Annotated in this window: 15 protein-coding genes; 10 read left to right on the top strand and 5 right to left on the bottom strand. The window is 65.2% G+C overall.

Going from position 1 to position 22,914, the window contains the following annotated elements; all coding sequences use genetic code 11:
- Positions 1–4: 4 nt before the first annotated feature.
- Positions 5–5,461, top strand: a complete 5,457-nt coding sequence (locus DFR29_RS00485) for a beta strand repeat-containing protein (protein WP_133816593.1) — start codon at positions 5–7, stop codon at positions 5,459–5,461.
- A gap of 102 nt (positions 5,462–5,563) precedes the next feature.
- On the opposite strand, the gene DFR29_RS30265 is transcribed toward DFR29_RS00485, so the two are convergent.
- From DFR29_RS30265 to DFR29_RS00470, 4 genes are all read right to left on the bottom strand, one after another.
- Positions 5,564–5,698: a hypothetical protein gene (locus DFR29_RS30265; RefSeq protein ID WP_279571509.1), complete on the bottom strand. Its 135-nt coding sequence runs from the start codon at positions 5,696–5,698 to the stop codon at positions 5,564–5,566.
- 54 nt (positions 5,699–5,752) lie between these two features.
- On the bottom strand, positions 5,753–8,647 hold the full coding sequence (locus DFR29_RS00480) for a WD40/YVTN/BNR-like repeat-containing protein (protein ID WP_133816592.1): 2,895 nt from the start codon (positions 8,645–8,647) through the stop codon (positions 5,753–5,755).
- Between the two features lie 143 nt (positions 8,648–8,790).
- Entirely contained in the window at positions 8,791–10,812 is a 2,022-nt protein-coding gene (locus tag DFR29_RS00475; RefSeq protein WP_133816591.1) for an NADPH-dependent 2,4-dienoyl-CoA reductase, read from the bottom strand.
- 279 nt (positions 10,813–11,091) lie between these two features.
- Complete coding sequence (locus DFR29_RS00470; protein ID WP_133816590.1) at positions 11,092–11,808, bottom strand: TerC family protein; 717 nt, start codon at positions 11,806–11,808, stop codon at positions 11,092–11,094.
- A gap of 341 nt (positions 11,809–12,149) precedes the next feature.
- Between DFR29_RS00470 and DFR29_RS00465 the strand changes: the two genes are divergently transcribed.
- The 9 genes from DFR29_RS00465 (at position 12,150) to DFR29_RS00425 (ending at position 20,459) form a co-directional block, all read left to right on the top strand.
- On the top strand, positions 12,150–13,598 hold the full coding sequence (locus DFR29_RS00465) for a bifunctional 2-methylcitrate dehydratase/aconitate hydratase (protein WP_133816589.1): 1,449 nt from the start codon (positions 12,150–12,152) through the stop codon (positions 13,596–13,598).
- A 214-nt stretch (positions 13,599–13,812) separates the two neighbouring features.
- A complete protein-coding gene (locus tag DFR29_RS00460) occupies positions 13,813–14,955 on the top strand; it encodes an OmpA family protein (RefSeq protein ID WP_133816588.1) in 1,143 nt (380 codons plus the stop codon).
- A 322-nt stretch (positions 14,956–15,277) separates the two neighbouring features.
- On the top strand, positions 15,278–15,703 hold the full coding sequence (locus DFR29_RS00455) for a YjfI family protein (protein ID WP_243745917.1): 426 nt from the start codon (positions 15,278–15,280) through the stop codon (positions 15,701–15,703).
- Between the two features lie 7 nt (positions 15,704–15,710).
- A complete protein-coding gene (locus DFR29_RS00450; RefSeq protein ID WP_133816587.1) occupies positions 15,711–16,469 on the top strand; it encodes a PspA/IM30 family protein in 759 nt (252 codons plus the stop codon).
- 138 nt (positions 16,470–16,607) lie between these two features.
- A complete protein-coding gene (locus tag DFR29_RS00445; protein ID WP_166653784.1) occupies positions 16,608–17,660 on the top strand; it encodes a potassium channel family protein in 1,053 nt (350 codons plus the stop codon).
- Positions 17,657–18,310, top strand: coding sequence for a DUF2491 family protein (locus tag DFR29_RS00440; protein WP_166653783.1), 654 nt, complete (start codon positions 17,657–17,659; stop codon positions 18,308–18,310). Before DFR29_RS00445 ends, DFR29_RS00440 begins: the two co-directional genes overlap by 4 nt.
- A gap of 15 nt (positions 18,311–18,325) precedes the next feature.
- Positions 18,326–18,736 carry a DUF350 domain-containing protein gene (locus tag DFR29_RS00435; RefSeq protein WP_133816584.1) on the top strand — a complete coding sequence of 137 codons (411 nt, stop codon included), beginning with the start codon at positions 18,326–18,328 and terminating at the stop codon, positions 18,734–18,736.
- A 10-nt stretch (positions 18,737–18,746) separates the two neighbouring features.
- Positions 18,747–19,292, top strand: coding sequence for a DUF1190 domain-containing protein (locus DFR29_RS00430; RefSeq protein ID WP_133816583.1), 546 nt, complete (start codon positions 18,747–18,749; stop codon positions 19,290–19,292).
- Between the two features lie 3 nt (positions 19,293–19,295).
- On the top strand, positions 19,296–20,459 hold the full coding sequence (locus DFR29_RS00425; RefSeq protein WP_133816582.1) for a glutathionylspermidine synthase family protein: 1,164 nt from the start codon (positions 19,296–19,298) through the stop codon (positions 20,457–20,459).
- Between the two features lie 358 nt (positions 20,460–20,817).
- On the opposite strand, the gene DFR29_RS00420 is transcribed toward DFR29_RS00425, so the two are convergent.
- The gene (locus DFR29_RS00420) at positions 20,818–22,872 is read right to left on the bottom strand and encodes a M13 family metallopeptidase (RefSeq protein WP_133816581.1); all 2,055 of its coding nucleotides are present in this window, start codon (positions 22,870–22,872) and stop codon (positions 20,818–20,820) included.
- Between the last annotated feature and the right edge of the window lie 42 nt (positions 22,873–22,914).

The raw sequence follows: 22,914 nt of genomic DNA, 5'->3' as shown, positions 1-22,914 counted from the left end.
CGCCGTGATCCATAGCTTCCTGCGAATCGCGACCTTGGCCCTGCTGGCAGCGACAGGCCTGAGTGCCCAGGCCGCGCCATGCCCGGCGACGTCGGTCGCGCCGACCACGACCTTGCCGGCGGCTACGGTAGGGGTGGCTTACAGCCAGACGTTTACCGCCAGCAACAGCAATGCGCTGCCGTTCGCGTATGCCATCACCAGTGGCCTGCCGGCCGGTTCGGGACTGGGCCTGGTGCCCGACGGCCCCATGGCCAGCCTGAGCGGAGCGCCGACCCAGGTCGGCAACTACCTGATCACCGTGACCGCGACCGACAGCTCGGGCTGCAGCGGCGGCCGTGTCTATGCGCTGAGCATCGGCCAAGGCAGCCAGAGCATCGGCTTTACCTCGCCCGCACCGGCTGGCGCCGCCATCGGCGGCACGCCGTACAGCGTCACCGCGACGGCGTCGTCGGGACTTCCGGTCAGCTTCGCCATCGATGCGAGCGCCAGCAGCGTGTGTTCCATCGCCGGATCCAGCGTGAGCTTCCAGAGCGCCGGCACCTGCACCATCAATGCGAACCAGGCCGGCAATGCCAACTACGCCGCCGCGCCGCAGGCACAGCAGTCCTTCGGTGTTGGCCTGGCCAGCCAGACGATCAGCTTCACCTCGACTGCGCCGGCTGCGGCCAGCGTCGGCGGTGCGGTGTATAGCGTTGCCGCGAGCGCGACCTCGGGCCTGGCCGTCACCTTCAGCGTGGATGCGAGCGCGAGCAGCGTCTGCAGTGTCGCCGGCAGCAGCGTGAGCTTCCTGGCCGCGGGTACGTGCGTCGTCAATGCCAACCAGAACGGCAATGCCTCGTTCAATGCCGCGCCGCAAGTGCAGCAGTCGTTCGCGGTCGGTGCTGGCAGCCAGAGCATCAGCTTCACCTCGACGGCGCCGGCGGCGGCCGTGGTTGCGGGCTCGGCCTATAGCGTTGCTGCGACGGCGACTTCGGGCCTGCCGGTCAGTTTCAGCGTCGATGCCGGCGCCAGCAGCATCTGCGCGATTGCCGGCTCCAGCGTGACCTTCCAGAGCGTTGGCACCTGCGTGCTGAATGCCAACCAGGCCGGCAATGCCAACTACACCGCCGCGCCTCAGGTACAGCAGAGTTTCGCCGTCGGTATCGGCAGCCAGAGCATCAGCTTCAGCTCGACCGCGCCGGCCGCTGCGGTGGTCGGCGGCGCGGCGTATACGGTCAGCGCGACGGCGACCTCGGGGCTGGCCGTTGCCTTCAGCATCGATGCGAGTGCCAGCAGCGTCTGTTCGGTCACGGGCAGCACGGTGATCTTCCAGGCGGCCGGCAGCTGCGTCATCAATGCCAACCAGGCCGGCAATGCGAACTATGCGGCCGCGCCGCAGGCGCAGCAGACCTTCGCGGTCGGTGCCGGTTCGCAGTCGATCTTCTATTCCTCGACCGCGCCGGCAGCGGCGACGGTCGCCGGTGCGGCCTATACCGTCACCGCGACGGCTTCGTCCGGCCTGCCGGTGAGCTTCAGCATCGATGCGAGCGCGAGCGGCGTCTGCGCGATCGCGGGTTCCAGCGTCAGCTTCACGGGCGCCGGTACCTGCACGATCAACGCGAACCAGGCCGGCAACGCGAGCTACAACCCCGCACCGCAGGTACAGCAGTCCTTCGCGGTCGGCCGCGGCAACCAGAGCATCAGCTTCAGTTCGACCGCACCGGCCGCCGCCACGGTCGCCGGCACCGCCTATACGGTCAGCGCGACGGCGACGTCGGGCTTGCCCGTGAGCTTCAGCATCGATGCGTCTGCCAGCGCTGTCTGCACGATCAGCGGCGCCAGCGTGAGCTTTACCGGCGCCGGTACCTGCGTGATCAACGCCAACCAGGCCGGCAACGCGAATTACAACGCGGCGCCCCAGGTGCAGCAGAGTTTCAGCGTCGGCCGCGGCAGCCAGAGCATCAGCTTCAGCTCGACCGCGCCGGCTGCCGCCACGGTCGCCGGTGCGGCCTATACGGTCAGCGCGACGGCTAGCTCGGGCCTGCCGGTCAGCTTCAGCATCGATGCGAGTGCCAGCGCCGTCTGCACGATCGCCGGGGCCAGCGTCAGCTTCAGCACGGTCGGCACCTGTGTGATCAATGCCAACCAGGCCGGCAATGCGAACTACAACGCGGCAGCCCAGCTGCAGCAGTCGTTCGCTGTCGGCAAGGGCAGCCAGACCTTGAGCTTCACCTCGACCGCACCGACGGCAGCCGTGGTCGGCGGCGCGGCCTATACGGTCACGGCCAGCGCGACCTCGGGCCTGACGGCCAGCTTCAGCATCGATGCCAGCGCCAGCAGCGTGTGCTCCATTGCCGGTGCCAGCGTGAGCTTCCAGAGCGCCGGCAGCTGCGTGATCAATGCCAACCAGGCCGGCAATGCCAACTACAACGCCGCAACCCAGGTGCAGCAGACCTTCGTCGTCGGCAAGGGCAGCCAGACCCTCAGCTACACCTCGACGGCGCCTGCTGGCGCTGTCGTCGGCGGCGCGGTCTATACGGTCACGGCCAGCGCGACCTCGGGCCTGGCGGCCAGCTTCAGCATCGACGCCAGCGCCGGCAGCGTGTGTTCCATCGCCGGCGCCAGCGTGAGCTTTACCGGCGCGGGTACTTGCGTGATCAACGCCAACCAGGCCGGCAATGCCAACTACAACGCCGCGCCCCAGGTGCAGCAGTCGTTTACCGTCGGCAAGGGCAGCCAGGCCATCAGCTACACCTCGACGGCGCCGGTCGGCGCTGTCGTCGGCGGTGCGGCGTATACGGTGACGGCGACCTCGTCGGCCGGCCTGACGGTCGCCTTCAGCATCGATGCCAGCGCCAGCGGCGTGTGCTCCATTGCTGGCGCCAGCGTGAGTTTCCACGGCGTCGGTACCTGCGTAGTCAATGCCAACCAGGCCGGCAACGCCAACTACAACGCCGCGCCCCAGGTGCAGCAGTCGTTCGCCGTGGGCAAGGGCAACCAGTCCATCGCCTATACGTCGACGGCACCGGCGACGGCCGTTGTCGGTGGCCCGGCGTATACCGTCGCAGCAACGTCGACGGCGGGCCTGGCGGTCGCCTTCGGCATCGATGCCAGTGCCAGTTCTGTCTGCACGATTGCCGGTTCCAGTGTCAGCTTCATCGGCGTCGGTACCTGTGTGATCAATGCCAACCAGGCCGGCAATGCCAACTACAACGCGGCGCCGCAGGTGCAGCAGTCGTTCGCCGTGGGCAAGGGCAGCCAGAGCATCAGCTATACCTCGCCAGCGCCGACCACGGCGGTGGTCGCCGGTCCGGCGTATACGGTGACGGCGACCTCGTCGGCTGGTCTGCCGGTGGTCTTCAGCATCGACGCCAGCGCCAGCAGCGTGTGTTCCATCACCGGCGCCAGCGTGAGTTTCCAGTCGGCAGGCACCTGCGTGATCAATGCCGACCAGGCGGGCAATGCCAGCTACAACGCCGCGCCCACGGCGCAGCAGAGTTTCAGCGTCGGCCGCGGCAGCCAGATCATCAGCTTCACCTCGACCGCACCGACGGCAGCACGCGTCGGCGGGCCGACCTATACGGTCAGCGCAACCGCGACCTCGGGCCTGGCCGTGAGCTTCAGCATCGATGCCAGTGCCAGCGCAGTCTGTTCGATCAGCGGTTCCACGGTGTCCTTCCTGGGCAGTGGTACCTGCATGATCAACGCCGGCCAGGCTGGCGACAGCAATTGGAATGCAGCGCCCCAGGTACAGCAGAGTTTCGCCGTATCGGCCTGTCTCGACCTGGCTGTCGGCGAGGTCGTCGTGCAGTCCATGCCGGGCGGTGCGGATTTCTGCCTGGCCAACAGCTCCGGCGGCCCTGCCGAATACACCTACCTGCCGATCAATACCGGCGTAGCCGCCGATTCCACGCTGAGCCTGGTGGCCAACAATATCCAGGCCGTGACCGGCCCGCCGAGCCCGCGTCCCGCGGCCAGCCCGCTTGCGCCGCTGGACCAGGCCGTGCCGGCAGCCGAGGCACACGAACATGCCGCGCTGTCGCCGCTGCCCGGCGGCCGTGAGATTCGTGCCACCGACCTGATCGCGCCGCGTGCCGGCGAAGTGGGACCGCTCACGGTCGGCCAGCTGATCGACATCAATGCCTCGATCGGCGGCTGCGGCATCGCGCCCAGCATCCGCAAGGGCCGTGTCGAGGCGATAGGCACTTCGCCGACCGCCGGCCAGCAGGTGCTGTATGCGGTGCAGGAAGTCGTGGAGACCACGCCCGGCGCTGCTGACTGGCATCCGCCCGTGGTGGGCGGTTTCGCCAGCCAGGATTTCCAGAACATCGCCGATGCGTTCACCCTGCCGCCGCCGGGTGTCACGGCGGCCGCCAGCTTCTCCGGCACGACTACCCTGCTGAAGACCGGCGCGATGGACCTGACCAGCACCAATCTTGGCGCGCTCACCGATGTCGACGCCAATGGCGGCGTGATCGTCTTCTATACCCGGGCGCTCAACGAAACCCTGGCGCCGGCCAGTTCGCAGAGCCTGCCGGGCCTGTTCCAGCCGCGCGACCTGTTCAGCAGTGCCAGCTGTGCCGGCAGCAACCAGGGCGAGATCATCTACATGCTGGTGCCGGACCCGACCGGTTCGGTCAACAGCAACGTGCGTACGGTGAGTTCCGTCTACGGCTTCGCCGGGCCGGCCCTGGTACACCAGGCCGCCCATCTGGCCAATGCCGGGCGCCGCCTCTACGTCGCCGGCGCGGTCGCGCTGGAAGACTCGTGGCTGGGCGAGGCCCTGGCCTGGCAGATGCAGGAAATGGTGTTCCTCAGTACGTCGGTAGGCCTGACGCCGCGCGCCAATATCCAGCTGTCGACCCTGACCACTGGGCCGAACGCAAGCGTGCGCGTGGCGGCTTTCAACACCTATCAAAACAGCATGTACGGCACCGCGCGCACCTACTTCTACCAGATGTCGAATTCAGGTGGCCGGCGCCTGGGCCCGATGCGCCCCGCCGCCTACTCGACCGGCAATCACGATGCGCAGGCAGCGAACTTCGCCCATTCCTACATGTTCCTGCGCTATGCGATGGATCGCCTGAACAGCGGTGACGCAGCCTTGCTGACGGCGCTGTCCACCAGCAGCCTGAACGGAGCAGCCAACTTCCAGGCGGTGTTCGGCGTCCATCCGAATGCCTGGCTGCCGGACTTCCTGCTTGGCGCCTACATCGACGACAGCGGCGTCGCTGGCGTGGCGGCGCAGTACAGCCTGCTGACCTGGAATTACCGCTCGGTCTACGGCGGCCTGGGCGGCTTCCCGCTGGTGGTCGACCAGCTGACCAACGGCGTGCCGCTGAACTTTGGCCTCAGTACCGGCGGCGGCGCGCGCTATACGCGCTTCGGCATTGCGGCAGGGCTGACCGCGACGGTGAATCTGACCGAAGGTGGCGTATCGCCGACGTCGCCGACGCAGACGGCGATCGTGCGGACGAAGTAGTTTCCGGAGTCCGGCACAACGGGCGAAGCATCGATGACGATGCTTCGCTCGTCCGGCCGCATCGCCGCGGCTGCCTGTGCGCAGCGCGGTGGAAATCTGCCATCAGAGATAGCTGCAGTCACCGAGCTGGCCTGCTTCGACCTGAATGCCCGCGAATTGCAGGTGGGATGAGAAGGCTTGCAGCAGATCGGCATCGCTGGCGAAGTATTCCCAGAACGCGCCATCGACGGCGAGCAAGACCATTTCGCAGTGAGCGAAGCCTCGCCGCCATGGCCGCCTGTACTGGCCGGCCTACTGCAGCCCGTCCGAGAAAAGCAGGTCGGCGGATTGCGCCGGCCCGCCGACGAACAGGATGTCGTTGGCATCGTCGCGGTAGTTGCCCTGGCGCAGCGCGTCGAGGCGCAACTCCCAGGTCTGTGCGTCGATCAGGCGTGCCCCGGCAAAGCGGTACCAGCCGAAGGTATCGGCATTGCCGGGCACGCGCGGGCCGTAGTTGCGCCAGCTCCAGTCGGCGCCGAAGCTGGCGCCGTGGAAGGTGACGCGCACGCTCGCGCCAGCACAGGCCGGTAGCGAGAAGCTGGCCAGGCCCCAGGCATCGTGGCTGCCGGTGCCGGCAATGTTGTCGGGCGGATAGAGCGCGGCGGCCAGGCTGGTGGAATCGTTCAATTGTGTACAGGTTCCCGGCTGGATGGCGACGGTGACCGCACCGCCGCCCTGGGCAGTCCTGGCCAACAGGCCGCTGCCGTTGAGCGAGGCGACGCGGGCCTGGGTCGAGTCCTGGATGCCGTCGCCGTTGCCGTCGCCGCCGACCAGGGCGTTTTCCACCGCCGAGGGAGAGCCGTCGGCATCGTCGTCGCTGGGCGAGGTGTAGTCCCATACGCCGGCCGTGGTGCCGGCGAGGATGCGCGGCGCCGCACCGGCGGCGCGGCGCGGCATCGCCAGGGCAGTGGCGGAATCCGCCGGCAGGCCCAGACTGATGGAATTCCAGCTGCTGCCGCCGTTGGTGGTGCGGTAGACGCCGCCGGGGTTGGCGCCGTTGCCGCCGGTACCGGCGTAGACGGTGTCGCCGGTAGGATCGTTCGGATCGATGAACAGGGCGCGTACATCCTGTCCGGCGATGCCGGTGGAGGCGAGGCTCCAGCTGGTTCCGCCGTTTGTGGTTTTATATACATTGCCGGTTGGTACGCCGGCAAACAGGTTCGACGTGCCGGCGTAGAGAATCTGCGGATTGGCCGGGTTGATGGCCAGGGCCAGCACGTCCCAGTTCGAGCTGGCGGCGCCGGCATAGCGCGGCAGGCCGTTGCTGGCATGTAGCCAGCTGGCGCCGCCGTCGGTGGATTTGAAAACGCCGTTGGCGAGGGTGGGATCGACCGCGCCGGCCTGGCCCTGCGGCCAGTTGATAAATGTTCCTATGTACAGGGTTTGCGTGTTGCCCGGGTCGAACACCAGCGGCACGACACCGCCCATGCTGGCGTAGTTGAAGCTGCCCGGCGGGCCCAGGTCCTGCGGCAGCGGCAGGCCGCTGTCCGAAGCGGTCCAGCTGGCGCCAGCATCGGCCGAGCGGTAGATGCGGGCCGACTGATACGGCAGGCCCGGTGCGGTGAGATTGGCGCGGCCGCCGCCGGTGACGAAGATCTTGCGCAGGCCGCCGCTGCCGATGACGCAGGGGCCGCTGGCTGGCGGCGTGAGGCAGGAACGCGGGTCCAGGGCGATGGTTCTGGCGGTGCCCATGTCGGGGCGGCCGTTGACGACGGCGATGCCGCTGTCGATGGTGCTCCAGCTGGCGCCGGCGTTGCTGCTCTTGTAGATGCCGCCGTCCTTGGCCGCGGCATCGGGAATGCGCTCCGAGCGGCCGGCGGCATAGACGGTGAAATTTTCTGCGGTCAGCGGATCGCTGTCGACCGTGGTGGGGTCGATGGCGATGCTGCGGATCTGCTCGGCATTGAGGCCGTTGTTGGACGGATTCCAGCTGCCGCCGCTGTCGGCCGATTTGTAGAGGGCGCGGATCGTCGTGGTGGAATCGCCGTAGCCGGCGAGGAATACGGCGCCATTGCCGGTATCGACCGGATGCGTGGCCAGGGCGCGGATATTGGTCGACTGGAAGCCGTTGTTGATGGCGCTCCAGCAGCTGCCGCCGGTCGTGGTCGCAAGCAGGCCGCCGTCGCCGGCGCCGGCCCAGATCGATGGCGTCGTGGCGAAGTTCGCATGCACGGCGATGGCGCTGAGCTGAGGTGGCTGTGTGCCGTTGGCGGTAAATCCGTTGCTGGCGTCGTAGGTCTGCCAGACCGGGCTGGCTACTGTCGCGTCGGCGGTGACGAGCAGCCCGCGCGCCGAGCAGCCGACGATGAGGCCGCTGGCGACGCTGGGATTGGCCGCAATCTGGTTGATGACACCGCAGGCGGTGCCGGCCTCGGGCAGGGCGATGCCGCTCCAGCTGCTGCCGCCGTTGCTGCTGGTTACCAGGTTGACGCCGTCGCTGGCGAACAGGCGCAGCGGCGTGCCGGGCGAGCTGACGATGTGGTCGATGCCGCCCAGGCCGCCGGGCTGGGCCGGCGTTGGCGCCCAGCTGGCGCCGCCGGTGGTGCTGCGCAACACAATGGCGCCGCTGAAGGTCGCCGCGTCGCTGTAGGCCAGTCCGGCATACAAGGTGCCGTCGGCGGCATAGTCGACGGCGGTGTACTGATTGCTGCCCAGCACTGCACCGGGCGCACTCCAGCTGCCGCCGCCGTCGCTGGATACGAACAAGCTGTTGTAGCTCGCGGCCAGCAGCGCATTGCTGCCAGCACGGCGCAGCGACAGGTGGTTGATGAAATCGACGGCGGACGGCGGCGTGACCGGTACCCACAGGTCGCCGCCATTGCCGGAGCGATAGATCTGGCGGCCGGCTGCCAGATAGACCACCGGCGACGAGGTGGCGGCGACCAGGTCGGTACTGAACAGGGCTTCGGGCAGGCCGATTTCGATGCGTGTCCACGAGGTGCCGCCGCTGGTCGAGCGGAACACGCCGCCGCGGCCGGCCGCCCATAGCGTGGTCGGCGAGGCTTCATAGCTGACCAGGGCGACGACGTTGCCGCCAGCCGGGCCGCTGGTACTCCAGCTGCCCAGGGCAGCGAACAGCGCCGGGCTCGTCGTGCAGAGCAGCGTGGCGACCAGTAGTGGTCGCAGGCAGAAGGTTTCGGGTTTCATGGCGCCAGTTCCGTTGCAGTTCTTGCGAGGCTAATACGCAGAACGGCGCCTTTTGGTGAAGCGCGGACGGGTTGCGCTGTGATCTGTGTCGGCGTTTGCAAGGCTTGCCGCACCGGCCCCGCGGGCCGGCGCGGCGCCGGGCCTCAGATCGTGGCGGCGAGGCGGGTGCCCTGGGCGATCGCGCGTTTTGCGTCGAGTTCGGCCGCGACATCGGCACCGCCGATCACGTGTGCCTTGAGGCCGGCGGCCAGGGCGGCATCGAAATCGGCGCGGTTAGATTCCTGCCCGGCGCACAGCACCACGGTATCGATGGGCAGCAGTTCGTGCTTGTCGCCGATGCGGATATGCAGGCCGGCATCGTCAATGCGCTCGTAGGTAACGCCGGACAGCATGGTGACCTTCTTCGCCTTGAGGGCGGCGCGGTGTACCCAGCCGGTGGTCTTGTTGAGCTTGTCGCCGGGTTTGCCCGGCGTGCGCTGCAGCAGCCATACCTCGCGCTCGGCTGCTTCCGGGGCGGGCTTGGCCAGGGCGCCGCGTTCGGCGTACTGCATGTCGACGCCCCATTCGGCCGACCAGCGCCGAATATCGGTGGTGGGCGAGGGATGTGCCTGAGTGAGGAATTCGGCCATGTCGAAACCGATGCCGCCGGCACCGATCAGGGCGACGCGCTGACCTACCGGCTTGTTGCGCGTGAGTACGTCGTAATAGCTGACCACCTTGCGGTGATCCAGCCCGGCAATGGACGGGCGGCGCGGTGTCACGCCGGTGGCGAAGATCACCTCGTCATAGCCGCCTTGCTGCAGAGTGGCAGTTTCCACTTTGCTGTTCAGGCGCAGGTCGACGCCGGTTTCGGCGATGCGTGTGCGGAAATAACGCAGGGTTTCGAAGAATTCTTCCTTGCCCGGAATGCGCTTGGCCATGTTGAACTGGCCGCCGATCTCGCCGGCCTGGTCGTACAGCACCACGCTGTGGCCGCGCTCGGCCAGCGTTGTCGCGCAGGCCAGCCCGGCGGGGCCGGCGCCGATCACGGCGACGCGTTTCTTCTGCTGCGCCGGCGCGATCACCAGCTCGGTTTCGAAGCAGGCGCGCGGGTTGACCATGCAGCTGGCGCGCTTGTTTTCGAATACGTGGTCCAGGCAGGCCTGGTTGCAGGCGATGCAGGTGTTGATCGAGGCGGCTTTTCCGGCGCGTGCCTTGTTTACCCAGTGCGGATCGGCCAGCAACGGCCGCGCCATCGACACCATGTCGGCCTCGCCGCGGGCGAGGATAGCCTCGGCCACATCGGGCATATTGATGCGGTTGGTGGTGATCAGCGGAATCCTCACCTCGTTGCGCATCTTGTGCGTCACCCAGGTGAAGGCACCGCGCGGCACGCTGGTGACGATGGTCGGTACGCGCGCTTCGTGCCAGCCGATGCCGGTGTTGATCAAGGTGGCGCCGGCGGCTTCGACGGCTTTCGCCAGGGCGACGACTTCGTCCCAGCTTTGGCCTTTCTCCACCAGGTCGAGCATGGAGACGCGGTAGATGATGATGAAGTTCGGCCCGACCGCAGCACGCGTGCGGCGTACGATTTCCAGCGGGAAGCGGCGGCGTTTCTCGGCGCTGCCGCCCCAGTCGTCCTGGCGCTGATTGGTGCGCTCGACCAGGAACTGATTGATCAGGTAACCCTCGGAACCCATGATTTCGACGCCGTCGTAGCCGGCGTCCTGGGCCAGCCTGGCCGAGTTGACGAAATCGTCGATGGTTGATTCGACACCACGCGCGGAAAGCGCGCTGGGGGTGAATGGCGTGATCGGCGATTTGATCTTGCTGGGTGCTACCGATAGCGGGTGATAGGCGTAGCGCCCGGCATGCAGGATCTGCACGCAGACCTTGCCGCCTTCGGCGTGTACTGCACCGCTGATCTTCTTGTGCCGCGCTACATGCCAGGGCATGGACAGGCGCCCGGAAAAGGGTTTGAGCCAGCCGCGGATGCTGGGTGCGATGCCGCCGGTGACGATCAGGCCGACGCCGCCGCGGGCGCGTTCGGCGAAATAGGCTGCCAGTTTGTCGAAGTCGCCGGCCTTGTCTTCCAGCCCGGTATGCATCGATCCCATCAGGACGCGGTTGGTCAGCGTGGTGAAGCCCAGGTCCAGCGGGGCGAGCAGGTGCGGGTAGTCGCTCATGGCGGTCTGCCGTGCGTAGGGTCGGCGCACCTTGCATGGAATGGCTTGAGAGGACAACTCATAACGCGCCGCACAGTCGTCAGATGTACTGCTTGGTGTGCCGGGACGCCAGTTCCGCGCCGGGCGGATCGGCCGCTGCGCCGCAAGAGCCTGGCCGTTCGTCGAGACGGCAGGCTGTCGACGCCGGGAGAATTCCGACTTGTGCAGAGTTTGCCTGGTCGTGCAAAAAGAAACGGGCCGGCATGGCCGGCCCGTTTCGGTAACGCGTTTGCCGCTGTTTCAGACCGGGTCGGTTGGCAGGGCCGCTTTTCTGGCCAGGCGCTTTTCCTTGCGCTGCTTTTCGCGCACGAAGCCGAAACCCAGGCCGCCGAAGATGATCACGGCGTAGACGGCCAGCTCGATGGCCAGATTGCCGCCGGTCCAGTTGGCGACGAACTTCTCGTGCATGATCATCTTGCCGGCAGTCCACAGCAGCGCGCCGGCGCCGATATAGATCACGACCGGATAGCGATCGACCAGCTTGAGAATGATGGTGCTGCCCCAGACCACGATCGGTATCGAGATCAGCAGGCCGATCACCACCAGCACGAAATTGCCATGGGCCGCGCCGGCCACGCCGAGCACGTTGTCCAGACCCATCAGCGCGTCGGCGATGATGATGGTGCGCATGGCGCCCCAGAAGCCGCTGACCTTGCTGATTTCGTGTTCGTCGTCGTGCTTGTCTTCGCTGAGCAGCTTCAATGCGATGGGAATCAGCAGCAGGCCGCCGGCCAGCATCAGGCCAGGGAAGTGCAGCAGCCAGACTACCGCCAGGGTCATCAAGGTGCGTACGCCGATGGCGCCGACCGTGCCCCAGAAGATCGCTTTTTTCTGCAGGTCCTTGGGCAGGCTGCGGGCGGCCAGCGCGATCACGATCGCGTTGTCGCCGGCCAGAACCAGGTCGATGAGTACGATGGCGAACAGCGCAGTGAAGAAGTCTGGCGACAGAAATTCCATGAAAACCCCGGGTTGTAGTGTCTGGCTGGGCACACGGACACGCGCAGAAAATGCAGGCAAGACTTCGCCGTGTCCGGCGAAGGTCTTGCTCACTGCGTCACCGGAATAACAGGTTACGTCAGCCGCGCGACCGGGGCGTGAAGCCCGTGATGACGATCTGCGCGCGAGGAGCTACTCCCCTTCGATTCGCGATAAGTAGCGGTTGGCGCGCACAAGGTCAAGCGTCGTAGAGGGAATTTGACACTTGACCACCAAGCGGATGCGTATTGTCTGGTGCCGGTCCGGTGCATGCTTGCGGCGCAGTAAGGTGGGTTCCCTGCCGTTTCCCGAAGGGGTATTGCATGACTCAGCCCGACCTCCGCTCGGCCCAGAGGCCCGAGCCCGACCAGGCTATGGTCGACATCGCCGACTATGTGGCCGACTACATCGTCGACTCGAAAGAGGCCTACGACACCGCGCGCCTGATGCTGCTGGACTCGCTGGCCTGCGCCATGCTGGCGCTGAAATTCCCCGAATGCGTCAAGCACATGGGGCCGCTGGTGCCGGGCGCGGTGCTGCACGGGGGAAGCCGCGTACCGGGTACGGGCCACGAGCTGGATCCGGCCCAGGCCGCGTACAACATCGGCGTACAAGTACGCTGGCTGGATTTCAACGACACCTGGCTGGCGGCCGAATGGGGCCACCCCTCGGACAATCTCGGCGCCATCCTCGGCGTGGCCGACTGGCTCAGTCGGACGCGCGCGGCCGATGGCAAGGCGCCACTGACGATCCGGGACGTGCTGACCGCCGCGATCAAGGCCCACGAGATCCAGGGCTGTTATGCGCTGAAGAATGCATTCAACCGCGTCGGCCTGGACCACGTGATCCTGGTACGCCTGGCCTCGACAGCTGTCGTCACGCACATGCTGGGTGGCAGCAAGCGCGACATTGTCGCGGCAGTCAGCCACAGCTGGATCGACAACGGCGCGCTGCGCACCTACCGGCATGCGCCGAATACCGGCCCGCGCAAGAGCTGGGCAGCCGGCGATGCCTGTCGCCGCGCGGTCATCCATGCACTGAATGCCGTAAAAGGTTGTGTCGGCTACCCCTCGGCGCTGAGCGCGCCGACCTGGGGTTTCTACGACGTCGCCTTCGGCGGAAAGCCGTTCGAATTCGAGCGCCCGTTCGGTACGTACGTGATGGAAAACGTGTTGTTCAAGATCAGCTTCCCGGCCGAATTCCATGCCCAGACTGCCGTCGAAGCCGCGCTGCAGCTGCATTCCGTGGTTGCCGGCAAACTGGATCAGATCGAGCACGTCGCGCTGGAAACCCAGCAGGCCGGCCTGCGCATCATCGACAAGACCGGACCGCTGGCGAACTACGCCGATCGCGATCACTGCCTGCAGTACATGGTTGCGATACCGCTGATCTTCGGCCGCCTAGAGGCGGCCGACTACAGCGATGCCATAGCCGCCGACCCGCGCATCGATGCGCTACGTAACTTGATGATCGTCAAGGAAAATCCGGACTTCACCCGTGACTATTCCGATGCGCAGAAGCGCTACATCGGCAATTCGGTACAAGTGTTTTTCAAGGATGGCAGCTGCACTGCCAAGGTCTCGGTCGACTATCCCATCGGGCATCGCAAGCGCCGTGCCGAAGGCATTCCTGTCCTGTGGGAAAAGTTCGGGGACGCGATTGCCGGGCAGCTGCCGGCGCGCCGCTGCGAGCAGATTCTGGCGCTAAGCCGCGACACGCCTCGCTTCGAGGCAAGCCCGGTTCACGCCGTCATGACTTTGTTTGCGCAATAAAGCGGGAATTGTTAAGGCCGTACTGAGCGCAAGATGAATGACCGGGCGTAGCGGTAGTTACAGGTCGTTGATTTTGCTAGACTGCCGGCCGCCCGAGGACTGGGCCGAAATGTTAAGCCACGCCATCGACACTTTTACTTGTTAAAGTAAACGAGCTTTGCGTCCGTGCGGGGTGGAGTGGACGCGCGCGATAACACCAATGAGGAGATCCCGAATGAAACGTAATGGCTTGTTTGCCCTGATTGCCCTGGCCCTGAGCGGCATTGGCGCGGCCCAGGCGCAGGACTACAGCAACTGGTACATCGCTCCGCGCGTAGGCGCCGTCATTCCTGACAGCGATCGCGAAACCGATACCTCCCTGTTTACTGGCCTTGGCTTCGGCTTCTGGACCAGCCCGAACTTCGCGGTCGATTTCGAAGTCACCCATAACAATGCCGAGTTCGAAAAGGATTCGGTCCGCAACAACCACGAATTCGAAAACGTCGGCGTCGGCGTGGCCGGCCGTTACTTCTTCGGCGATGCTGGCAGCTCCTGGCGCCCGTACGTGATGGGTGGCGTAGGCTTCCTGCGTCATGCAGCCATCTCCGGCAACCAGCTGGGCGACACCAAGGTCAATGGCTGGGATCCGATGCTCACCGTCGGCGGCGGCGTGCAGCACAGCTTCAGCGACCGTCTGGCGTTCCGCGCCGAACTCGCTGGCCGCTATGACCGCGACAACAACTCCCGCGTTCACTACACCACCGACGACAGCACCGGCTTCTTCGATGCGATCGCCAGCGTGGCGCTGCTGGTCAACTTCGGTGGCGGCGACGTAGCCCCGACGGAAGTCACCCGCACCACCACCCCGCCGTCCAAGCCGGCCGAAACCTCCTGCCGTGATCTCGATGACGACAAGGACGGCGTGAACAACTGCGACGACCGCTGCCCGAACACGGCTGCCGGCACGACGGTTGGTCCGGACGGCTGCCCGCTGGCCAACGTCAACATCGATCTGCGCGGCGTGAACTTCAAGTTCGATCGTCCCAAGAAGGGCGAGAAGAACATCGGCCCGACCCTGCAGGAACCGACCACCGAGTCGATCGCCATCCTCGACCAGGCTGTCGATACCCTGCAGCGCAACCCGAGCCTGCGCGTCGAAGTCGTCGGCCATACCGACGCCGTCGGTACCGATGAGTACAACCAGGGTCTGTCCGAGCGCCGCGCGCGCATCGTGTACGACTACCTGACCTCGCACGGCATCGACGCCAGCCGCCTGTCCGGCCCGACCGGCTACGGCGAATCGCGTCCGATCGACTCGAACGAGACCAAGGAAGGCCGTGCGCGCAACCGCCGCACCGAGCTGGGCGAACAGCGCTAAGCTCAAGCGTTCCTAGCTGCACCCGAAAGCCCGGCGCAAGCCGGGCTTTCTTTTTGTGCGTTGCAGGCCAGGCCAGGGCGCAGCGCGCGCCCCGCGCTACGGCATGCGCCGGTGCCACAGGCAGATCGGCTCCAGAGACCGATGATTGCCCCGCCGCAAGTCCCATCGAGGGGACTTGTACCGATTCCGGATTGGCCTCAGATTAGCCGCCGCGCCGGCAGGGTCGCTGCGCGGGCGTTGCATTTCGTTCGCTACTGCGACCGCAATACGTTGCTTAAGAGCGCGTCAACATCACGATCTAGCACAGGAGGCTTGGACCGTCGTGAACACCCCCTGGACCACCGAATCGCTGTACGAGGCATTGCGCTCCGACAGCACTGCCGATCTCGAAGGCGTAGAGCTGAACCTGGTCGGCGGCGTCGATGCCACCGTCAGCATCGTCATGCGAGAGCAAGGCGATCTTGCCATGCAGCTGGCCGTTTCCGGCGAGCAGATCTTCGTCTCGTCGCCGTTGTGCCTGGCCAGCCAGGTCAAGGACCGCAACGCCTTCAACGAAGCGTGCCTGCGGCTCAACCCGATCAATCCGCTGTCCAATCTCGGTCTGCAGCGAGTCGGCGACGAAGACCTCTACATCGTCTTCGGCGAACTCTCCAGCCGTTCGCCGCTGCAGGCCGTGGTCGAAGAAATCCACGTACTGGCCGACAATACCCTGCAGGCCGCCGAGGCCTTCGCCGACCAATTGAAGTGAGTGCCCCATGGCTATCTGGACCAAGATAATCACCCTGTTCCGCGGCGCCGCCCACGAGGCGGGCACTGCCGTCGTCGACGCCAATGCCATGCGCATCCTCGATCAGGAAGTGCGCGATGCCCAGACCGCCCTGCTGCGTGCGCGCGACGATCTGGCCAAGATCATGGCGCAGCGCAAGATGGCCAACGACAAGCTGGCCGACAAGAAGGCCAAGCAGCTCGAATACAGCAACTACATCCGCGAAGCGTTGGCGCGCGACAACCGCGGCCTGGCCCAGGAAGTCGCGACCAAGCTCGCCACGATCGAAGCCGATATCGCCACCGAAACGAAGATCATCGGCGAGTTCGATGCCAGCATCGGCAAGCTGCAGACGTCTTCGCGCCAGGCCGAAACGGTCATACAGCGCCTGAAGCAGCAGATCGATACGGTCAAGGCGACCGAAAGCGTGCAGCGCGCCCAGGCCGCATTGGCCGCGCAGCATGCGGGTACCGGTGCCAAGCTGGGTACCGCGCTCGATTCGCTCGAACGCATCAAGCAGCGCCAGACCGAGCGTGCGGCGCAGTTGTCCGTGGCCGAGGAAATGGCCGCGCATACCGGCGAAGACGGCGATCTGCAGCGGCGGCTGGCGCAGGCCGGTATCGTGCCGGGCGAGTCCTCGGCCGATTCCATTCTGGCTCGATTCGAGACGCCGGCGCCCAAGGCGCTGGGCCATGACAGTGTCGCCCAGCTGGGGCATGCAGACAGCGTGGCGAACAAGAACGGCTGAAAACCGGCCCCGCCGCCTCGTACCGGCGGCGGGGTTTCTTTGGAAACTGGTGCGCTAGTGGATTTTGCAGATACGTAGAAATCGATGCCGCGCGCGGCATTGGCAACGCCACGCAAGACCTCGGCAGGGGGAGGGCCTATGCCGGTACTGACACGGCTGATGCGCACATTCCAGCGCCATCTCGCGCTGATGAGCTGGGGCGTGCTGTTCGGCGTGGTCGTGCTGCATTGCCTGGTCACCTGGGAGCTGATGACCCTCGCCGGTGAGGAAAAGCTGGTCGAGCCCACCGTCTGGTTCTACTACTACACCGTAACCGCGACGACGATAGGCTATGGCGACTTCTCTCCGCAGACCGCGCTCGGCCGCTGGGTCGCCATACTCTGGCTGCTGCCCGGGGCGGTGACCCTGTTCGCCATGTTCATCGGCAAGGCGACGACCGGATTGATCGATACCTGGAGGCGCAGGGCCATGGGCAAGCACAGCTATCCCGGCATGAGCGGACACACCGTCGTAGTGGGCTGGATGGGACGCGATACCTTGCGCATCGTCGATCTGCTCAGCCAGGACAGCTGCACCGACGACGAAGGCATCGTGCTGGTCGCCGTAGAAGAAATGGAGAATCCGCGGCCGGAGCAGATGCGTTTCGTGCGGCTGGACTCGCTGGCCGATCCCAGTGGCTACGCGCGCGCCTCGGTCGCTGCCGCGGCACGCATCATCGTCAATACCCTCAGCGACGAGCACACCCTGGCCGCTGCATTCGCGGTACTGGCCAACAAACCGCGGGGACATGTCGTCGCCACGTTCGAGCGCAGCGATACCGCATCCGTACTGAAAGCGCATTATCCCCAAGTGGAATGTGTGCTACCGCTGCACGTGGAAGTGATGGTGCGCGCGGCCCAGGATGCGGGCAGCGCTGCCGTCGCGGCCGAGCTGCTGTCGGTCGCCGGCGGTGCCACCCAGTTCAGCCTGCGCGTGCCGGCCGAATCGCAGGGACTGGCCTACGGCAAGCTGTTCAACACCTTCAAGCACGAACTCGGTGCGACCCTGCTCGGCTACATGCCCGGGCTGGGCGCGGAACCGCGCCTGAATCCGCCCGATACCGACCGCGTCGCCGGCAGCGCGACGCTCTATTACATTGCCGACCATCGCGTCGATCCGACGCAGGTGAAATGGGGAGCTTGCACGCCATGAGCTGGCTGGGAAAAATTTTTGGTTCCAAGGAAGAAGAGACGCCGCAGAGCGCGCCGCCCGGACCGCTGGGCCTGCGTCTCAAGGGCGCGGTGGGCGTGGACAGCCTGCCTTTCCGCGTCGCTGGCGACCGCCTGGTATTCGCTGCGCCTGAAGGCAACCAGCTGATCGAGGCCTGGGGCGAAGTGGAACTCGGCGGCGGTTCGCGCCTGCATCGCTACTACCTCACTGACGATGCCTTCCTCCAGGTCAGCACTACCGCCGGGCAGATCGACGACGTCAAGCTCTTCGTCTTCCACGAGACGCGCAATCCGTCCAACCAGACCGCGTTTAACGAATGGGTCAAGCGCGGTTCGCAGATCGGTGCGCCGTACATCGATCTCGGCGGCCAGCGCTACGACCGCGTCTGGGGCGACAAGGATGCGGCCGAGTGGGCGCCGCCCATCGTCTTCGATGAAAAGGTATACAACAAGAGTTTTACCGAACCCGACTACGACCTGACCCACTACGCCATGCTGTATCAGCGCCTGGTACCTGGCCTGGATCGCTACGAATACGTGATCGTCAGCGCCGAAGACTACGGTCCGGATGAATACTGCATCACCTTCTCGGTCGGCGTGGACGTCAGCCAGGCCGATCTCACCATTACCTGAAGCAAGGAGCCTGTCATGGATTTGATCGTCAGCTACCTCAATGGCGTGCCCGCCTTCCTGTCGTACTTCGGTATCGGCATAGGCCTGACCTTGCTGTTCTGTCTGGTCTATGTGCGCCTCACGCCGCACGCGGAATTCGCCCTGATCAAGGAAAACAAGCCGGCCGCGGCCATCGCCTTTGGCGGTGCACTGATCGGCTTCGCCCTGCCGTTGCATTCGGCCATCGCGCATGCGGTCAGCCTGGCCGACTGCGTGCTGTGGGGCGTGGTCGCGCTGTTCGTGCAGCTGCTGGCCTTCTTCGCAGTGCGCGCATTGATTTCCGATCTGCCCGGCCGCATTGCTCGTGACGAACGCGCTGCCGGCATCTTTGCTGCCGCGGTGTCGATCACGGTCGGCCTGCTCAATGCGGCCAGCATGAGCTACTGAGGACCGCACCATGAAACGTTCCCAGACCGTAAGACTGCTGATGATGAGCGCGGCGCCCGTGCTGCTCACCGCCTGCGAATCGCAGGAAGACGCCGTGCTCTACAAGGACGTGACCGAGTGCGTCGCCAGTGCGCGCCTGACCGAAGACCAGTGCAAGGCCGCGTTCGACCATGCCAAGTCCGAGCACGAACGCGTCGCGCCGCGCTATACCAGCGGTAGCGACTGCGAAACCGACTTCGGCAGCGGCAAATGCCAGCAGGTGAACCAGGGCGCCGGCATCCAGTGGATTCCCGTCATGGCCGCCTATGCGCTGGGCTACTACGCGGGTCGGCCGAATTATTACCAATCGCAACCTTTGTACTATTCACGAACCAGCTACGGCAATTCCGGCGGCTATATCAATTCCGGCGGCCAGCCGGTGGCGCAGTCGACCGGCGCGACCAAGGTTTCGCGCAGCGCCATCGCTGCGCCGACGCGGGCCGTAACCGTGTCGCGTTCGGGTTTTGGCTCGTCGTCCAGCGCCCGCGGCGGCTGGGGCGGCGGCGGAGGTTCCTGAGCAATGCAACGCATAGTCCTGCCGGAACGGCCCGACTGGCGCGACAGCGCACGGCGCCTGGGTTTCCAGTTCCACACCATCGATGGCGAACCCTATTGGGACGAAAGCGCCTATTACGCCTTCAGCATGGCCCAGGTCGAGCAGGACATCGAAGACCCCACCGTCGAGCTGCACCTGATGGCGATGGACCTGATCGACGACATCGTCGGCAACGAGGAAACGCTGGACCAGCTCGCGGTGCCCGAGGCCTATCGCGACTGGATTGCCGAATCCTGGCGCCGGCGCGATCCGCACCTCTACGGCCGCATGGACCTCGCCTACGCCGGCAACGGCCCGGCCAAGCTGTTCGAGCTCAACTACGACACGCCGACCGCGTTGTACGAAGCGGCTTTTTTCCAATGGGTATGGCTGGACGAGCAGAAGCAGCGCGGACTGCTGCCCGACAATGCCGACCAGTACAACCTGATCCAGGACCTGCTGGTCGAGACCCTGGGCACGATCGCGCCGGAGCTGCCCAAGCCGCTGTACTTCTCCGCCGTGCGCGATTCGCTCGAAGACCAGGGCACCATCGCCTACCTGCGCGACTGCGCCGAGCAGGCCGGCATCACGACCAGGACCATCGCCATCGAAGACATAGGCCTGTCCTCGGACGGCCGATTCACCGATATGGACAGCTACGTCATCGAGGCACTGTTCAAGCTCTATCCGCTGGAATTTCTCTTCGCCGACCGCTATGGTCCGTCGCTGCCGCGTTCCGGTATCCGGCTGATCGAACCGCCGTGGAAGACGCTGCTGAGCAACAAGGGGATTTTGCCGCTGTTGTGGCAAAAGCATCGCGGCCACCCGAATCTGCTCGAAGCGCATTTCGAAACCGGAGACAGTGGCGTGCTGGCGCCGGGCTGGGTCAGAAAGCCGCTGTACTCGCGCGAAGGTGCCAACGTCACCGTGCTGCTGGCCGACGGCACCCAGCATGTGGCTTCCGGCCCTTACGACGACGCGCCCTGGGTTCGCCAGGCCGCGCATCCTCTGCCGCAGTTCGACGGCAACTATGCCGTTATTGGCAGCTGGGTCGTCGCTGACCGCGCCGCAGGCATGGGCATACGCGAGGACACTACGCTGATCACGCGAGATACGTCGCGCTTTATCCCGCACGCGATAGTCGACTGAAGTTTCCGCAGGGGCGCGCATGCGCCCCTTCCGTTACTGCTGTCAGGTAAAGCCGACGCATATCCGCCCGGCAAGGATCTCGCCCCGTACTTGGCTGCCTCGACGCTCCGCGTAGGGCGTAGGGCGTAGGGCGCGATGAGCGCAGCGAATTGAGCCGCACGGTGCTTGCCAGTAGAGGTAGGCCCGACACCGCGCCGGTGCAATTCGCGTTGTTCATCCCACCGCGCAAAAGCCCGCCATCATCCGTTTTGCGTATTGCCCTGCTGCCCGCCTCGATCCAAGCCGGCACCGCGACACGTGGCGCACAAAAAAGGGCGCCGCGAGGCGCCCTTTTTTCATTTCTGCAACAAAGTCACACTTACCAGATCTTCACCTGCTTGTCGCCGTCGCGCACCATGCGGTCGCCGCTCTTGCATTCGAAGGCTTCGGCGAAGGCCGGCATGTTCGATGGCGTGGCGATGGCGCGGAACTGTGCCGGCGCATGCGGATCGATATTGAGGCGGCGCTTGAGTTCGGCGTCGCGGAAGGCGCGGCGCCAGACCTGGGCGAAGTTGATGAACAGGCGCTGGTCCGGCGTCAGGCCGTCGATCTTTTCCTTGGGGTTCTGGTTGTTGCGTGCCTGGGCCAGCTTGAACGCGTCGTAGGAGACGTTGAGTCCACCGAGGTCGGCGATGTTCTCGCCCAGGGTCAGCTTGCCCTTGACGTGCAGGCCGTCGATCGCGACGTAGTCGTCGAACTGCTTGACCAGTTTGTCCGTGCGCGCCTCGAATTTCTCGCGGTCTTCCTTGGTCCACCAGTCGGACAGGTTGCCCTTGGCGTCGAACTTGCTGCCTTCGTCGTCGTAGCCGTGGAGGATTTCATGGCCGATCACTGCGCCGATGCCGCCGTAGTTGAGCGCGTCGTCGGCCTTGGGATCGAAGAACGGCGGCTGCAGGATGGCTGCAGGGAAGGTGATTTCGTTCTGCAGCGGATTGTAGGAGGCATTCACCATCTGCGGCGGCATGCCCCATTCCTTGCGGTCGACCGGCTTGTTGATCTTGGACATGTCCCAGTCGTGGTTGAACTTCGCCGTTGCCGCGACATTGCCGAAATAGCTGTCGGGCTTGATGCTCAGTCCGTCCCATTTGCGCCATTCGTCCGGATAGCCGATCTTGGGCGTGAACGCAGCCCACTTTTCCAGCGCTTTTTTCTTGGTTTCCGCGCTCATCCAGTCGAGTTTTTCCAGGCGCGCCTTGGTGGCAAAACGCAGATTGTCGACCAGCTCCTGCGCGCGCTGCTTGGCTTCCGGCGGGAAGTTCTTGGCCACGTAGAGCTGGCCCAGGGCCATGCTCATGGTGTCGTCGATGGTTTCCATCACGCGCTTCCAGCGCGGCTTGTTTTCCTGCTGGCCGCGTAGGGTCTTGCCGTGGAAACCGTAGTGTGCCTGGGCCAGAGCATCATTCAGATACGGTGCGGCGCCGTCGATCATGTGGAAGCGCAGATAGGCCTGCCAGTCGGCGACCGGTACCTTTTCCAGCATGCTGTCGACTTCGGCGAAGAATTTCGGCTGCGACAGCGAGAAGCCCTTGCTGTCGGACAAATTCTGGCTGGCGAAGAATTTGTTCCAGCCGAAATGCGGATTCTGCTTTTGCGCGGTTTCCAGGCTGATGAAGTTGTACTGGTTTTCCGGCGTGCGCAGCTCTACCGGCGCGAGCGAGGCCGTGGCCAGCCGCTTTTCGAACGCGAGCACAGCCTGTGCCTGCTTGGCCGCGGCGGCTTTGTCGACGCCGGTCAGTTCCAGCACCTGGGCGACATAGGCCACGTACGCATCGCGGATCTTCTTGTAGCTGCCGTCCTTGCCGTCTTCCAGGTAATAGGCGCGCTCGGGCAGGCCCAGGCCGCCCTGGAACGCATAGGCGATGACCATGGAGGAATTCTTGAAATCGGCTTCGCCGCCAAAGTTGAACAGCAGGCCCATGCCCTGGCTATGGCTGTCGTGCAGCAGCGTGACGATTTCTTCCGGTGTGTGCAGGCCGTCGATACGCTTGAGCCAGTCGCCGATCGGCGTTACGCCGGCCTTGTTCACGGCGGCTTCGTCCATGCCGCTCTGGTAGAACGCACCGATCTTGTATTCGATCGATTTGCTGTCGAGCTTGGCCAGGTTGCCTGCATTGGCCTGGGCGATGTCGTGGGTCGCGGCGATGGAGGCTTCGTCCAGCTGCTCGAAACTGCCCCAGGTCGAGCGGTCGCCCGGAATTGCATTGGCCTTGAGCCAGTTGGCATTGACGTAGCCGAACAGGTCGTCGCAGATCTTGACCTTGGTGTCGAACTGCTTGGTATCGATGCCACGCGTCAGTTCGACCTTGGCCATGGCCAGTCCTGCGCAGGCGATGCCGACGGCGAGGGCCAGGGGTTTGAGCAAGCGGTAATTCATGGAATGCCTCATTGGCGCTGTTCCCGCACAGGCGGGTTGGTT

It is taken from the genome of Tahibacter aquaticus, from assembly GCF_004363655.1.
Classification (GTDB): Bacteria; Pseudomonadota; Gammaproteobacteria; order Xanthomonadales; family Rhodanobacteraceae; genus Tahibacter; species Tahibacter aquaticus.
The sequence above is the reverse complement of the archived record's forward strand: the minus strand, read 5'-3'. Positions and strand labels throughout refer to the sequence as shown.